14 protein-coding genes are annotated in these 14,486 nt (G+C 61.2%); 6 read left to right on the top strand and 8 right to left on the bottom strand.

Annotated features, from left to right (window positions below):
• Positions 1-20 precede the first annotated feature (20 nt).
• The 5 genes from rng to mreB all read right to left on the bottom strand — a co-directional run bounded on the left by rng (position 21) and on the right by mreB (position 4,982).
• Complete coding sequence (gene rng / locus M2397_RS01065) at positions 21-1,478, bottom strand: ribonuclease G (protein ID WP_010213134.1); 1,458 nt, start codon at positions 1,476-1,478, stop codon at positions 21-23.
• 70 nt (positions 1,479-1,548) lie between these two features.
• Entirely contained in the window at positions 1,549-2,145 is a 597-nt protein-coding gene (locus M2397_RS01060) for a nucleoside triphosphate pyrophosphatase (RefSeq protein ID WP_259242154.1), read from the bottom strand.
• 51 nt (positions 2,146-2,196) lie between these two features.
• Positions 2,197-2,685 carry a rod shape-determining protein MreD gene (gene mreD / locus M2397_RS01055; RefSeq protein ID WP_131698435.1) on the bottom strand — a complete coding sequence of 163 codons (489 nt, stop codon included), beginning with the start codon at positions 2,683-2,685 and terminating at the stop codon, positions 2,197-2,199.
• Positions 2,685-3,806, bottom strand: coding sequence for a rod shape-determining protein MreC (gene mreC, locus M2397_RS01050; protein ID WP_145335341.1), 1,122 nt, complete (start codon positions 3,804-3,806; stop codon positions 2,685-2,687). Before mreC ends, mreD begins: the two co-directional genes overlap by 1 nt.
• Before the next feature lie 138 nt (positions 3,807-3,944).
• Positions 3,945-4,982, bottom strand: a complete 1,038-nt coding sequence (mreB, locus tag M2397_RS01045; RefSeq protein ID WP_002555108.1) for a rod shape-determining protein MreB — start codon at positions 4,980-4,982, stop codon at positions 3,945-3,947.
• Positions 4,983-5,192: 210 nt separating this feature from the next.
• Here mreB and gatC point away from each other — a divergent pair, with 210 nt between their 5' ends.
• The 6 genes from gatC to M2397_RS01015 all read left to right on the top strand — a co-directional run bounded on the left by gatC (position 5,193) and on the right by M2397_RS01015 (position 10,417).
• Complete coding sequence (gatC, locus tag M2397_RS01040; protein ID WP_003171764.1) at positions 5,193-5,480, top strand: Asp-tRNA(Asn)/Glu-tRNA(Gln) amidotransferase subunit GatC; 288 nt, start codon at positions 5,193-5,195, stop codon at positions 5,478-5,480.
• A 16-nt stretch (positions 5,481-5,496) separates the two neighbouring features.
• Positions 5,497-6,948 carry an Asp-tRNA(Asn)/Glu-tRNA(Gln) amidotransferase subunit GatA gene (gene gatA, locus M2397_RS01035; RefSeq protein WP_131698437.1) on the top strand — a complete coding sequence of 484 codons (1,452 nt, stop codon included), beginning with the start codon at positions 5,497-5,499 and terminating at the stop codon, positions 6,946-6,948.
• Between the two features lie 10 nt (positions 6,949-6,958).
• Positions 6,959-8,404 carry an Asp-tRNA(Asn)/Glu-tRNA(Gln) amidotransferase subunit GatB gene (gatB, locus tag M2397_RS01030; RefSeq protein WP_131698438.1) on the top strand — a complete coding sequence of 482 codons (1,446 nt, stop codon included), beginning with the start codon at positions 6,959-6,961 and terminating at the stop codon, positions 8,402-8,404.
• Positions 8,405-8,563: 159 nt separating this feature from the next.
• On the top strand, positions 8,564-8,935 hold the full coding sequence (locus tag M2397_RS01025; protein ID WP_259242153.1) for a septal ring lytic transglycosylase RlpA family protein: 372 nt from the start codon (positions 8,564-8,566) through the stop codon (positions 8,933-8,935).
• Between the two features lie 58 nt (positions 8,936-8,993).
• Positions 8,994-10,040: a calcium/sodium antiporter gene (locus M2397_RS01020; RefSeq protein ID WP_145335656.1), complete on the top strand. Its 1,047-nt coding sequence runs from the start codon at positions 8,994-8,996 to the stop codon at positions 10,038-10,040.
• Positions 10,037-10,417 carry a carboxymuconolactone decarboxylase family protein gene (locus M2397_RS01015; RefSeq protein WP_065924306.1) on the top strand — a complete coding sequence of 127 codons (381 nt, stop codon included), beginning with the start codon at positions 10,037-10,039 and terminating at the stop codon, positions 10,415-10,417. Before M2397_RS01020 ends, M2397_RS01015 begins: the two co-directional genes overlap by 4 nt.
• Here the strand turns inward: M2397_RS01015 and M2397_RS01010 are convergent.
• The 3 genes from M2397_RS01010 to M2397_RS01000 all read right to left on the bottom strand — a co-directional run bounded on the left by M2397_RS01010 (position 10,414) and on the right by M2397_RS01000 (position 14,448).
• Positions 10,414-11,355 (bottom strand): AEC family transporter, encoded by a 942-nt coding sequence (locus M2397_RS01010; RefSeq protein WP_131698440.1) that lies wholly within the window; start codon positions 11,353-11,355, stop codon positions 10,414-10,416. The genes M2397_RS01015 and M2397_RS01010 overlap by 4 nt on opposite strands.
• Before the next feature lie 163 nt (positions 11,356-11,518).
• Positions 11,519-13,072, bottom strand: coding sequence for a galactarate dehydratase (gene garD / locus M2397_RS01005; RefSeq protein ID WP_065924307.1), 1,554 nt, complete (start codon positions 13,070-13,072; stop codon positions 11,519-11,521).
• Between the two features lie 11 nt (positions 13,073-13,083).
• Positions 13,084-14,448, bottom strand: a complete 1,365-nt coding sequence (locus tag M2397_RS01000) for an MFS transporter (protein ID WP_131698442.1) — start codon at positions 14,446-14,448, stop codon at positions 13,084-13,086.
• Between the last annotated feature and the right edge of the window lie 38 nt (positions 14,449-14,486).

Genomic DNA, 14,486 nt, shown 5'->3' with positions numbered 1-14,486 from the left:
AAAGAGAAAGCGAATGGGGATCAGAGCAGCACCACGTCATATTGTTCCTGGGAATACATGGTTTCGACCTGGAAGCGAATCGTACGCCCGATAAAACCCTCCAGTTCAGCCACGTTACCGGACTCTTCATCCAGCAGGCGGTCAACCACTTTCTGGTTGGCCAACACTCTATAACCTTCGGCCTGATAGGCCCGCGCCTCTCGCAGGATTTCCCGGAAAATCTCGTAGCAAACCGTTTCCGGGGTCTTCAACTTGCCGCGGCCCTGGCAACTGCTGCACGGCTCGCACAGCACCTGCTCCAGGCTCTCGCGGGTGCGCTTGCGGGTCATCTGCACCAGGCCCAGCTCAGTGATGCCGATGATATTGGTCTTGGCGTGATCGCGCTCCAGCTGCTTTTCGAGGGTGCGCAACACCTGGCGCTGGTGCTCTTCATCTTCCATGTCGATGAAGTCGATGATGATGATACCGCCCAGGTTACGCAGGCGCAGTTGGCGAGCAATGGCCGTGGCCGCTTCGAGATTGGTCTTGAAGATGGTCTCTTCAAGGTTGCGATGGCCAACGAACGCACCGGTGTTGACGTCGATGGTGGTCATGGCTTCCGCCGGGTCCACCACCAGGTAACCGCCGGACTTAAGCGGCACCTTGCGCTCCAGGGCTTTCTGGATTTCGTCCTCGACGCCATACAGGTCGAAGATCGGCCGTTCGCCAGGGTAGTGCTCCAGGCGATCGGCAATTTCCGGCATCAGCTCGGCAACAAATTGCGTGGTGCGCTGGAAGGTTTCCCGCGAGTCGATGCGAATTTTCTCAATCTTGGGGCTGACCAGGTCGCGCAATGTGCGCAGGGCCAGGCCCAGGTCTTCGTAGATCACGCTCGGCGCGCCGATGGTCTTTATCTGTGCGCCGATCTGGTCCCACAGGCGCCGCAGGTAGCGAATGTCCATGAGAATTTCGTCAGCGCCGGCGCCCTCGGCGGCGGTGCGCAGGATAAAACCACCCGCTTCCTTGATACCTTCGGCGGCCACGCAGTCGCTGACCACCTTTTTCAGGCGCTCGCGCTCTGCTTCATCTTCAATCTTCAGGGAAATGCCGACATGGGCGGTGCGCGGCATATACACCAGGTAGCGCGACGGAATCGACAGCTGAGTCGTCAGCCGCGCGCCCTTGGAACCGATGGGGTCCTTGGTGACTTGCACCACCAGGCTCTGCCCCTCATGTACCAAGGCACTGATGCTTTCCACTGCCGGCCCTTCGCGCAGGGAGATCTCCGAGGCGTGGATAAACGCCGCCCGGTCCAGGCCGATGTCGACAAATGCCGCCTGCATGCCCGGCAACACCCGCACCACCTTGCCCTTGTAGATATTGCCGACGATCCCGCGTTTCTGGGTGCGCTCGACATGCACTTCTTGCAGAACACCGTTCTCTACCACCGCCACGCGCGATTCCATCGGCGTGATATTGATCAGAATCTCTTCACTCATGGCTGGGTCTCGTTCAGGCGTTTTCACAATAGTGACCGATCGCTTAAGGCTGGGCGCTGACGTCACGCGCTCAGCGCACGGTAAGGTTTTGCCAACAGGGTATGCCGAATTGGGCCAGCAGTTGCGCGGTTTCGCACACCGGCAGGCCTACCACGGCGGAATAGCTGCCATTGAGCCCGGCCACAAACACCGACCCAAGCCCTTGAATAGCATAGCCGCCCGCCTTGTCCTGGGGTTCGCCGCTGTGCCAGTAGGTTGTAGCCTCCTCGACAGAAATCCCACGAAAAAGTACACGACTACAGACACATCGGGTTTCACAGCGCAGGCCATCAGTGAGCGCGATGGCGGTGAGGACTTCATGCTCACGCCCCGCCAAGGCCATCAACATCGCCAGGGCATCGGCCTGGTCCACAGGCTTGCCAAGGATCTGGCCGTCCACAACCACCGCCGTATCGGCGCCCAGCACACAAGCACCTGGCTCTTCCCCAAGCGCAGCAAATCCCGCCGCCGCCTTGCCGCGCGCAAGACGCTCAACGTAGGCAACAGCCGATTCATCGGTAAGGGGAGTTTCATCAATCGCGGCGCTGACCACAGTGAAAGGCACACCGATCTGGGTCAGCAGTTCACGCCGCCTCGGGGAGCCCGAGGCCAGATAAAGCGAATTCATTGCAGACTCTCCCTGTGGGGTTCGATAACCAGGCAGAGCCTCGCAATCCATTCAATTGATTTTATAGCGGCGACGTAACCCGCGCAGGCCAAAACTGATCCACGGCCACAGCAGCGCACTGACCAGGGCCGGTAACACGAGCGCCAGGGTTGGCTGGCGGTTACCGGTCAAGGCACTGAGCCACAGCTGTACCAACTGCGCCAGGCCGAAGATCACCAGGATCACCAGGCATTGCTGCCACATCGGGAACATCCGCAGGCGCTGCTGCAACGACAGTATCAGGAAGGTAATCAGGGTCAGGATCAACGCGTTCTGGCCCAGCAAGGTGCCATACAGCACATCTTCCGCCAAGCCCAGGAACATGGCCGTAACCATGCCCACTTTATGCGGCAGGTTCAGCGACCAGAATGCCAGCAGCAATGCCAGCCACAGCGGACGCAGGATCTCCATGAATTGCGGCAGCGGCGAAACGCTGAGCAGCAAGCCGATGGCGAATGTCAGCCAGACGATCCAGCCATTGCTCGAATGGGTACCGGCCATTATTCCTCCCTCTGCCGTGTGGTTGCCGGGGCGGCGGCTGGAGGCTTCGCAGCAGGCGTCGTGGTGGCAGGTGTGGTGGCAGGTGGTTTCGCAGCCGTCGGTTTTACCGGGTGCGCGCTATGGGCTGCAGGCTTGACCGGCGTGGCCACAGGCGCCGTAGCTGCCGGAGTTGCCGCCGGTACAACGGGGGTAGTCGACTGAGGCTTGGGCACGGTCGCAGGAATGATCGGCGCAGTGCCGTTCTTCTTGTCTTCCGCTTCCTGGGCCTGGGCGGCATCGTTGGCACGCTCTTCCGGGGTCCGGTTGTCGCTGAACACCAGCAGCAGGTAGCGGCTGCGGTTCAGGGCGGCAGTGGGCACGGCGCGCACAATGGCGAATGGCTGGCCGGAGTCGTGGATCACCTCCTTGACCGTTGCCACCGGGTAACCCGCCGGGAACCGCTGGCCCAGGCCGGAGCTGACCAGCAGGTCGCCTTCCTTGATGTCGGCCGTGTCCGCGACGTGACGCAATTCCAGGCGCTCGGGGTTACCAGTACCGCTGGCAATCGCGCGCAAGCCGTTACGGTTCACCTGCACCGGAATGCTGTGGGTGGTGTCCGTCAGCAACAGGACCCGCGAGGTGTAGGGCATCAACTCTACGACCTGCCCCATCAGTCCCCGAGCATCCAGTACCGGCTGACCAAGCACCACGCCGTCGCGCTCACCCTTGTTGATGATGATGCGATGGGTAAAGGGGTTGGGGTCCATGCCGATCAACTCGGCGACTTCGACCTTCTCGTTGACCAACGCGGAAGAGTTGAGCAACTCGCGCAGCCGAACGTTCTGCTCGGTGAGGGCCGCCAGCTTTTGCATGCGCCCCTGCAACAGCAGGTTTTCGGTCTTGAGTTTTTCGTTCTCGGCAACCAGCTCGGTGCGGCTGCCAAATTGGCTGGCCACGCCCTGGTAGAGACGTTGCGGCAGGTCGGTGATCCAGTAGGTCTGCATCAACACCAGCGACATTTGGCTACGCACCGGCTTGAGCAGCGCAAAGCGGGCGTCGACGACCATCAATGCGACCGAAAGCACGACCAGCACCAATAAGCGCACGCCCAATGAGGGGCCTTTGGCGAAAAGCGGTTTAATAAGCCGCTCCTCCCAGGCAAATGTTCTCTTTATTCATACGGCATCTAACCGGCCTGGATGCAGATTGAAGACGATAAACGCCAACAGGCAGCACTGCAAAGTGCTGCCTGCGGGCGAAACATGGTGCAACCAACGATCTTATTCGCTGGAGAGCAGGTCCATGGTGTGTTTATCCATCATTTCCAGTGCACGACCGCCACCACGGGCAACGCAGGTCAGCGGGTCTTCGGCGACGATCACCGGCAGGCCGGTTTCCTGCGCCAGCAGCTTGTCGAGGTCGCGCAACAGGGCGCCACCACCGGTCAGCACCAGGCCTCGCTCGGCGATGTCGGAAGCCAGTTCCGGCGGCGATTGCTCCAGGGCGCTCTTCACAGCCTGAACGATGGTGGCCAGGGACTCTTGCAGAGCTTCCAGCACTTCATTGGAGTTCAGGGTGAAGGCACGTGGAACGCCTTCGGCCAGGTTGCGACCGCGAACATCGACTTCGCGAACTTCGCCGCCCGGGTAAGCGGTACCGATTTCCTGCTTGATGCGCTCGGCGGTGGATTCGCCGATCAGGCTGCCGTAGTTGCGACGGACATAAGTGATGATCGCTTCGTCGAAACGGTCGCCGCCTACGCGTACGGATTCGGCATACACCACACCATTCAGGGAAATCAGGGCGATTTCAGTGGTACCACCACCAATATCCACCACCATCGAACCGCGCGCTTCTTCAACCGGCAGGCCGGCACCGATCGCAGCAGCCATCGGCTCTTCGATCAGGAACACTTCGCGGGCACCGGCGCCAAGGGCCGATTCACGGATGGCACGACGCTCCACCTGGGTGGATTTGCACGGAACGCAGATCAGCACACGAGGGCTCGGCTGCAGGAAACTGTTTTCGTGAACCTTGTTGATGAAGTACTGCAGCATCTTCTCGCAGACGCTGAAGTCGGCGATCACGCCGTCCTTCATCGGACGAATGGCAGCAATATTGCCTGGTGTTCGACCGAGCATGCGCTTGGCCTCGGTGCCGACGGCAACGACACTTTTCTGATTACCATGGGTCCGAATGGCCACAACCGATGGCTCATTCAGAACGATACCGCGCTCGCGCACGTAAATAAGGGTGTTGGCAGTGCCCAGGTCAATGGAAAGATCGCTGGAAAACATGCCACGCAGTTTCTTGAACATGGGGAAAGGACCCTAGGCAACGCGTGGGTAAAAAAGTGCGGCAAACTCTAACAACGACAGGGATTTTGGGCAAGGCGCCAATGTGCTAAATTGGCCGACTTTCTGTGCACCAACCCCCACAATCGCGGCCGTAAGACCGTAGAAATGCGGTAGTGTTCCGACAATCTAACACACGGACAGCCTCCGTTCTGTTTTCCACTGGAGATTCCCATGGCGCTTGAACGCTCCGACGTGGAAAAAATCGCTCATCTGGCCTCGCTTGGCCTGAATGAAGCCGATCTTCCACAGACCACCGCAGCCCTGAACAGCATTCTAGGGCTGGTTGACCAAATGCAGGCCGTGAATACCGACGGCATCGAGCCCCTGGCTCACCCGCTGGAAGCCAGCCAGCGCCTGCGCGCAGACGTCGTGACCGAGCGCAATAATCGCGAGGCCTACCAGTCCATCGCGCCAGCGGTCGAAAACGGCCTGTACCTGGTTCCGAAAGTCATCGACTAAAGGGAAAGAGCCTGCAATGCATCACATGACTCTGGCCGAGATCGCCCGCGGTCTCGCCGACAAAAAGTTTTCTTCCGAAGAGCTGACCAAGACCCTGCTTGCGCGTATCGCCGAGCTGGATCCCAAGGTCAACAGCTTCATCAGCCTCACCGAAGAGCTGGCCCTGAGCCAGGCCAAGGCTGCGGATGTACGCCGCGCCAACGGTGAAAACGGTGCCCTGCTGGGCGCACCTATCGCCCACAAGGATCTGTTCTGCACCCAGGGCATTCGCACCAGTTGCGGCTCGAAGATGCTCGACAACTTCAAGGCGCCCTACGACGCCACCGTGGTCGCCAAGCTGGCCGCTGCCGGGGCCGTGACCCTGGGCAAGACCAACATGGACGAATTCGCCATGGGTTCGGCCAACGAGTCGAGCTACTACGGTGCGGTGAAGAACCCCTGGAATCTGGAACACGTGCCCGGCGGTTCGTCCGGTGGTTCGGCTGCGGCCGTTGCCGCGCGCTTCCTGCCGGCCGCCACGGCCACCGACACCGGCGGCTCGATCCGCCAGCCGGCGGCCTTCACCAACCTCACCGGCCTGAAGCCGACCTACGGTCGCGTTTCCCGCTGGGGCATGATCGCCTACGCCTCCAGCCTCGATCAGGGCGGCACCCTGGCCCGCACGGCCGAAGACTGCGCGATTTTGTTACAAGGCATGGCAGGCTTCGACACGCAGGACTCCACCAGCATCGATGAACCGGTGCCGGACTACAGCGCCAGCCTCAACACTTCGCTCAAGGGCCTGCGCATCGGTGTGCCGAAGGAATACTTCAGCGCCGGTCTCGACCCGCGCATTGCCGAATTGGTGCACAACAGCGTCAAAGAGTTGGAAAAGCTCGGCGCGGTGGTCAAGGAAATCAGCCTGCCGAACAACCAGCACGCGATTCCTGCCTACTACGTGATCGCGCCGGCGGAAGCCTCCTCCAACCTGTCGCGTTTCGACGGCGTGCGCTTCGGCTACCGCTGCGAAAACCCGAAGGACCTGACCGACCTGTACAAACGCTCCCGTGGCGAAGGCTTCGGTGCCGAAGTTCAACGCCGCATCATGGTCGGTGCCTACGCCCTGTCCGCCGGCTATTACGACGCGTACTACCTCAAGGCGCAAAAAATCCGGCGCCTGATCAAGAACGACTTCATGGCGGCCTTTGAAGAAGTCGACGTGATCCTCGGTCCAACCACGCCGAACCCGGCCTGGAAGATCGGCGCCAAGACCGGCGACCCGATTGCCGAGTACCTGGAAGACCTCTACACCATCACCGCCAACCTCGCGGGCCTGCCGGGCTTGTCCATGCCTGCCGGTTTCGTCGATGGCCTGCCGGTGGGCGTGCAATTGCTCGCCCCGTATTTCCAGGAAGGCCGCCTGCTCAATGTGGCGCACCAGTACCAGTTGAACACCGACTGGCACACTCGCACCCCTACCGGCTTCTGAGGAGAACACTATGCAATGGGAAGTTGTGATCGGGCTGGAGATTCATACCCAGCTCGCCACCCAATCGAAGATTTTCTCCGGTAGCGCCACCACGTTCGGCTCCGAACCCAACACCCAGGCCAGCCTGGTAGACCTGGGCATGCCCGGCGTACTGCCGGTGTTGAACCAGGAAGCCGTGCGCATGGCAGTGATGTTCGGCCTGGCGATTGACGCCGAGATCGGCCAGCACAACGTGTTCGCGCGCAAGAACTACTTCTACCCGGACCTGCCCAAGGGCTACCAGATCAGCCAGATGGAATTGCCGATCGTCGGCAAGGGCTACCTGGACATCCCGCTTGAAGACGGCACCATCAAGCGTGTCGGCGTGACTCGTGCGCACCTGGAAGAAGACGCCGGCAAAAGCCTGCACGAAGAGTTCAACGGTGCTACCGGTATCGACCTGAACCGTGCCGGCACCCCGCTGCTGGAGATCGTGTCCGAGCCGGACATGCGCAGTGCCAAGGAAGCCGTGGCCTACGTCAAGACGATCCACGCGCTGGTGCGTTACCTGGGCATCTGTGACGGCAACATGGCCGAAGGCTCGCTGCGTTGCGACTGCAACGTGTCGGTGCGGCCAAAAGGCCAGGCCGAGTACGGCACCCGCTGCGAGATCAAGAACGTCAACTCGTTCCGCTTCATCGAAAAAGCGATCAACACCGAAGTGCGTCGCCAGATCGAACTGATCGAGGACGGCGGCAAGGTGATCCAGCAAACGCGCCTGTACGACCCGAACAAAGACGAAACCCGCGCCATGCGCAGTAAAGAGGAAGCCAACGACTACCGTTACTTCCCCGATCCGGACCTGTTGCCAGTGGTGCTTGAGGATTCGTTCCTCAATGACATCCGCGCCACCCTGCCGGAATTGCCACCGCAAAAACGCGAGCGCTTCCAGGCGCAGTTCGGCCTGTCGGTCTACGATGCCAGCGTGCTGGCTTCGAGCCGTGAGCAAGCCGACTACTTCGAAAAAGTCGTGAGCATTGCCGGTGACGCCAAGCTGGCGGCCAACTGGGTGATGGTCGAGCTGGGCAGCCTGTTGAACAAACAAGGCCTGGAGATCGATGAAGCGCCGGTGTCGGCCGAGCAACTGGGCGGCATGCTGCTGCGCATCAAGGACAACACCATCTCCGGCAAAATCGCCAAGACCGTGTTCGAAGCCATGGCCAACGGTGAAGGCAGCGCCGACGAGATCATCGACAAGCGCGGTCTCAAGCAAGTCACCGACAGCGGCGCTATCTCGGCCGTGCTGGATGAAATGCTGGCGGCCAACGCCGAGCAGGTCGAACAGTACCGTGCGGCAGACGAAGCCAAGCGCGGCAAGATGTTCGGCTTCTTTGTCGGCCAGGCGATGAAAGCCTCCAAAGGCAAGGCCAACCCGCAACAGGTGAACGAACTGCTGAAAAGCAAGCTCGAAGGCTGATTGCGATGAAGGGTCCGGGTGAGAATTCACGCTTAACTCGGACCCCCTGTGGGAGGAGGCTTGCCCCCGATAGCGGAGTATCAGTCACTACTGTTTTGACTGAATCACCACTATCGGGGGCGAGCCCCCTCCCACATTTGTGATGGGGGCACCTTGATAATGAAGCGTCTATTAGGTCTATGGGCCCTGTTCTCACTGCTGGCCGGCTGCGCCAGCGGCCTCATCGACCCCAACGGCTACGACGAAACCGGCACCACCTCTTATTACGGCGCCAGGCACCATGGAAAAAAAACCGCCAGCGGTGAACCCTTCAACCAGAACGCCCTGACCGCTGCCCACCGGCGACTGCCCTTCGGCACCCAGGTCAAGGTCACCAATCTCGACAACGACAAATCCGTCGTGGTCCGTATCAACGATCGCGGCCCGCATACCCGTGGGCGCTTGATCGATCTATCACGCAAGGCTGCCGAGCAACTGGGTATGCTGAGCAGTGGCACCGCACGCGTTCGCGTGCAAGCCCTGCGCAATTGAAGACGGAGCCCTGGCCATTTTCGGATTAACCGCCCTCTCGCCCTGGAGCCTGCTCGAACTGGTCAGCGGCCTGCTGCTGCTGATCATCGGCGCCGAAATTCTGGTGCGCGCCGCCGTGCGCCTGGCCGCCAGCCTCAAGGTGCGGCCGCTGATCATCGGCCTTACGGTCGTCGCGTTCGGCAGCAGCGCGCCACAGATGACCGTCAGCCTGCAGGCCACCCTGGCCGGTAATACCGACATTGCCGTGGGCAGCGTGATCGGCAGCAGCATCTTCAACATCCTCGTGACCCTGGGCCTGTCGGCGCTGATCATCCCCCTGCGCGTCTCGCGACAGCTGGTGCGCGTGGATATTCCGGTGATGATCCTCGCCGGGTTGCTGGTGTTTACCCTGGCGGCCAATGAAGAACTGACGCCGGTCGATGGCCTGTTGCTGCTGATTGCCCTGCTGGCCTACCTCGGCGTGCTGCATTACCAGACTCGCCATTCGCGCCGCCCGCGCACCCTGGATACCGTCGCCCGGGCGCCCTGGCTGAGCAGTGTGCTGCAGATGCTGGGCGGGCTGTTGATCCTGGTGCTGGCCGGGCACTTGCTGCTCGGTGCGGCGGTGGATGTGGCGGCTGACCTGGGCCTGTCGGAGCGCATCATCGGCCTGACGCTGATCGGCGTCGGCACCTCCCTGCCATGCCTGGCCACCTCACTGATTGCCGCCCTGCGCGGCCAGCGGGACATTGCCGTGGGCAACGTGATCGGCAGCAACCTGTTCAACCTGCTGGGCGTATTGGGGCTGACCGCGCTGCTCGCGTCCTCGCCGCTGTCGGTGTCGCCCAACGCCCTGGACTTCGACCTGCCGGTGATGCTTGGCGTGGTGGTGTTGTGCCTGCCGGTGTTTTATACCGGCTACCGCGTCACCCGCGCCGAAGGCCTGGTGTTGCTGGGCCTGTACCTGGCGTATGGGCTGCACGTGATGTCATTCACCACCGGCATGCCCCTGGCCAACAAGCTTGAACAACTGATGCTGTATTACGTCCTGCCAGTGCTGGTGGCTTTCCTGTTGTTCAGCACGCTGCGAGCCTGGCGCCGCCAACACAAGAGGGAATCGCAATGACCGATCAGAAAAAGCCCGGGGTTGAAATGCGTCGCCAGGTGATGGGCGATGTGTTCGTCGACCGCGCCCTGGGCAACGCCACCGAGTTCACCCAGCCGCTGCAGGACTTCGTCAACGAACATGCCTGGGGCAGCGTGTGGACCCGCGAAGGCTTGCCGCTGAAGACGCGCAGCCTGATCACCCTGGCCGCCCTCACCGCACTCAAGTGCCCGCAGGAGCTCAAGGGCCACGTGCGTGGCGCGTTGAACAACGGCTGTACGGTGGAGGAAATTCGCGAGGCGCTGCTGCATTGCGCGGTGTATGCCGGCGTACCGGCGGCGATTGATGCGTTTCGGGCGGCGCAGGAAGTCATCGACACCTATCAGAAAGAAGGCTAGATCCAGCCACCCGCCTGCAACACGAAAATCCCGATATTCGTGGTCACTGCCGCCATCAGCGTGGTGATCACGATAATCGCCGCCGCCAGTTCATGATTGCCCTCGGCCGCCCTGGCCATCACGAAGCTCGCCGCGGCGGTCGGTGCGCCGAAGTACAGGAACAGAATCCCCAATTCCGGCCCGCGAAAGCCCAGCAGCCACGCCCCTAAGGTCGCGACCACCGGCAGCCAGACCATCTTCATCAAGCTCGCGCTCAGCGCCATATTGCCGCTCTTGCGCAACGCCGCCAGGGACAAGGTGCCGCCAATGCAGATCAATGCCAGCGGCAAGGTGGTGTCCGCCAGGTACTGCATGGATTTTTCCAGCCAGCCGGGCAGGCCAATCTGAAAATAGGCGAACGGCGCCGCCACGATGACGCTGATGATCAGCGGGTTGGCCACGACACTTTTGCAGATACTCCACGGGTCGGACTTGATCACCGGGCTGTACACCGCCAGCACAATGGTCGACAGCGTGTTGTAGAACAGGATCACCAGCGCCGCGAGGATCGCGCCGAGGGAGATGCCGTAGTCGCCATACATGCTGGCGGCCAGGGCCAGGCCGATCACCCCGTTATTGCCGCGAAACGCGCCCTGGGTGTAGATGCCCCGGTCTTCACGCTTGCAGCGAAAAATCGCCCAGCCCCAAGCCAGCGCAAAGCTCACCAGTGTGGCAATGGAGAAGTAGATCAGCAAACCCGGCTTGAGCGCCGAGTGCAGGTCGGCGTGGAGGATGCCGAGGAACAGCAACGCCGGCATGGTGACGTTGAACACCAGGGACGAAGCCGTGTGGATAAAGTTGTCGTTGATCCAGTTGATGCGCTTGAGCAGCACACCCAGGAACAGCATGGCGAATACCGGCGCGGTGATGGTGAGGGTGGTGAGGAAGATAGCCAGCATGCCGGGGAGAACCTTGGTGAGCGTCGTCAGGTGGCTAATGATAAGCCATACAGCCCAACGGCGCCTGATAGACCGCTATCGGGGGCAAGCTCCCTCCCACAGTTTGAATGGTGAATACCTTCAGTGTGAGAGGGGGGCTTGCTCCGATGCAGGCGACTCGGTCTCAGGTAATCGGCGCCGGGTTGAACAAGGTGATGTCGTTATGCAGCTTGTGATGCTCCGCCCAGGTCTGCTTCTTACCGCTGGCCACGTCCAGATAGAAGTGGAACAACTCCCAGCCCAACTCCTCAATGGTCGCGCGCCCGGTGGCAATGCGCCCGGCGTCGATATCGATGAGGTCCGGCCAGCGCTGCGCCAGCTCCGTACGCGTCGAGACCTTCACCACCGGCGCCATCGCCAGCCCGTATGGCGTGCCGCGCCCGGTGGTGAACACATGCAGGTTCATCCCCGCCGCCAATTGCAGGGTGCCGCAGACAAAGTCACTGGCCGGCGTCGCGCAAAAGATCAGGCCCTTGCTTTTGAAGCGCTCGCCCGGGCCCAGCACGCCGTTGATCGCGCTGCTGCCGGACTTGACGATGGAGCCCAGGGACTTCTCGACAATGTTCGACAACCCGCCCTTCTTGTTGCCCGGTGTGGTATTGGCACTGCGATCCGCCTCTCCCTTGGCCAGGTAACGGTCGTACCAGTCCATTTCCCTGACCAACTCTTCGGCAACTTCCTTCGTCTCTGCGCGCGAAGTCAGCAGGTAAATGGCATCACGCACTTCGGTGACTTCAGAAAACATCACCGTCGCCCCCGCCCGCAGCAACAAATCCGAGGCATAGCCCAGCGCCGGGTTGGCGGTGATGCCGGAAAACGCATCACTGCCTCCGCACTGCATGCCCAGGATCAGCTCGGACGCCGGCACGGTTTCCCGGCGGCGCTGGTCGAGCTTCTTCAGGCGCACTTCGGCCAGGTCCATGATCTGCTCGATCATCTCGGTAAAGCCATGGCTGGAATCCTGCAACCGATACAGCCACGGCTCGCTGAGGTCGACGGAGCTGTCGTTGTCGTGCATCACCTGCCCGGCCTGCAACTTCTCGCAGCCCAGGCTGATCACCAGGGCTTCGCCCCCCAGGTTCGGGTTGCGCGCCAGGTTACGGACGGTACGGATCGGGATGTAGGCATCCGTCGCGGTAATCGCCACCCCGCAGCCGTAGCTGTGGGTCAGCGCCACCACGTCATCGACGTGGGGGTATTTGGGCAGCAATTCGTCCTTGATGCGCTTGACCGCATGGTCCAGCACGCCCGTCACGCACTGCACCGTGGTGGTGATGCCGAGGATATTGCGCGTGCCCACAGTACCGTCGGCGTTGCGATAGCCCTCGAAGGTAAACCCCTCCAACGGTGCCTGGGCTTCAGGCACCTCAGTGGACAGCGGCAAGCTGTCCAGCGGTGGCGCGGTGGGCATGCGCAGTTGATCTTCCTGGACCCAACTGCCGCGCGGAATCGGCGCCAGGGCGTAACCGATGGTCTGGCCGTAGCGAATAATCTGACCGCCTTCGGGGATGTCTTCCAGGGTCACTTTGTGGCTCTGGGGGATGAAATCCACGGTCACCAGGCCGTCCGGGAACTCGGTCCCGGCCGGTACGCCCTGGTCGTTGACCACGATCACCACGTTGTCGCGCTCGTGCAGGCGAATGGAGCGCGGCGAGTCGGCATGTTCAATCAACTGCATCACGGGGCCCCTCAGGAATGCGCTTCGGTTAGGTTGGTCAACTCAGGCCCCTTGCTTGGCGGCTCTTTGAGTACTACACGCTTGATCGGGCCGACGATGACCAGATAGCTGAACACCGCCACCAGTGCGTTGGCGCCGACAAACACCAGGGCCCACTTGAACGAGCCGGTGGTGCTGATGATGTAGCCGATGACAATCGGCGTGGTGATCGACGCGAGGTTACCGAAGGTGTTGAACAAGCCGCCACTGAGCCCGGCGATTTGTTTCGGCGAGGTGTCGGATACGACCGCCCAGCCCAGTGCGCCAACGCCTTTGCCGAAGAAGGCCAAAGCCATGAAACCCACCACCATCCATTCAACGTCAACGTAGTTACACGCGATGATGCTACTGGAGACCAGCAGGCCTGCAATGATCGGCGCCTTGCGGGCGAACGTCAGCGAATGGCCTTTGCGCAGCAGATAGTCGGAAATCACCCCGCCCAACACACCACCGATAAACCCGCAGATCGCCGGCAACGAGGCGATGAAACCGGCCTTGAGGATGGTCATGCCGCGATCCTGCACCAGGTAAACCGGGAACCAGGTCAGGAAGAAGTAGGTGATGCCGTTGATGCAGTACTGGCCCAGGTACACGCCAAGCATCATGCGGTTGGTCAGCAACTGACGGATGTAATCCCACTTCGGACCGTCGGTTTTCTTACCCTTGCCCTTGTCCTGATCCATATCGACCATCGCGCCATTGGCGGCGATGTGATTGAGCTCGGCTTCGTTGATCATCGGGTGCTGGCGCGGGCTGTGGATAACTTTCAGCCAGATCAGCGAGAACACGATGCCGATCACGCCCATCACGATAAACACGTGCTGCCAGCCGAAGCTGTACACGATCCAGCCCATCAACGGCGCGAACAACACGGTGGCGAAGTACTGCGCCGAGTTGAAAATCGCCGAAGCCGTACCGCGTTCGGCGGTCGGGAACCAGGCAGCAACAATGCGCGCGTTACCGGGGAAGGACGGCGCCTCAGCCAGGCCCACCATGAAGCGCAGCATGAACAGCGCAACCACTGCGGTGGAGACACCGAACTCACCGACATAGCCTTGCAGCACGGTGAACAGTGACCAGGTGAAGATACTCAGGGCATAGACTTTTTTCGAGCCGAATCGGTCCAGCAGCCAGCCGCCGGGGATTTGCCCGGCCACGTAGGCCCAACCGAATGCGGAGAAGATATAACCGAGGGTGACCGCGTCGATGCCGAGGTCTTTTTGCAGGCTGGAGCCCGCGATTGCAATGGTCGCCCGGTCGGCGTAGTTGATCGTGGTCACCAGGAACAGCATGAGCAGGATCAAATAGCGGACATGGGTCGGCTTGGTCGCTTGCATGTAGCAGTACTCCCACTAATTATTTTTTTTGCGGGTAA

Source organism: Pseudomonas sp. BIGb0381, from assembly GCF_024809815.1.
Taxonomy (GTDB): Bacteria; Pseudomonadota; Gammaproteobacteria; order Pseudomonadales; family Pseudomonadaceae; genus Aquipseudomonas.
Note: the sequence above shows the minus strand (reverse complement) of the source record. Positions and strands in the feature narration are given on the sequence as shown.

Coding starts and splice junctions, on each gene's coding strand:
- rng (WP_010213134.1), bottom strand. CDS start 1,478: ATGAGTGAAGAGATTCTGATCAATATCACGCCGATGGAATCGCGCGTG.
- M2397_RS01060 (WP_259242154.1), bottom strand. CDS start 2,145: ATGAATTCGCTTTATCTGGCCTCGGGCTCCCCGAGGCGGCGTGAACTG.
- mreD (WP_131698435.1), bottom strand. CDS start 2,685: ATGGCCGGTACCCATTCGAGCAATGGCTGGATCGTCTGGCTGACATTC.
- mreB (WP_002555108.1), bottom strand. CDS start 4,982: ATGTTCAAGAAACTGCGTGGCATGTTTTCCAGCGATCTTTCCATTGAC.
- gatC (WP_003171764.1), top strand. CDS start 5,193: ATGGCGCTTGAACGCTCCGACGTGGAAAAAATCGCTCATCTGGCCTCG.
- gatA (WP_131698437.1), top strand. CDS start 5,497: ATGCATCACATGACTCTGGCCGAGATCGCCCGCGGTCTCGCCGACAAA.
- gatB (WP_131698438.1), top strand. CDS start 6,959: ATGCAATGGGAAGTTGTGATCGGGCTGGAGATTCATACCCAGCTCGCC.
- M2397_RS01025 (WP_259242153.1), top strand. CDS start 8,564: ATGAAGCGTCTATTAGGTCTATGGGCCCTGTTCTCACTGCTGGCCGGC.
- M2397_RS01015 (WP_065924306.1), top strand. CDS start 10,037: ATGACCGATCAGAAAAAGCCCGGGGTTGAAATGCGTCGCCAGGTGATG.
- M2397_RS01010 (WP_131698440.1), bottom strand. CDS start 11,355: ATGCTGGCTATCTTCCTCACCACCCTCACCATCACCGCGCCGGTATTC.
- garD (WP_065924307.1), bottom strand. CDS start 13,072: ATGCAGTTGATTGAACATGCCGACTCGCCGCGCTCCATTCGCCTGCAC.
- M2397_RS01000 (WP_131698442.1), bottom strand. CDS start 14,448: ATGCAAGCGACCAAGCCGACCCATGTCCGCTATTTGATCCTGCTCATG.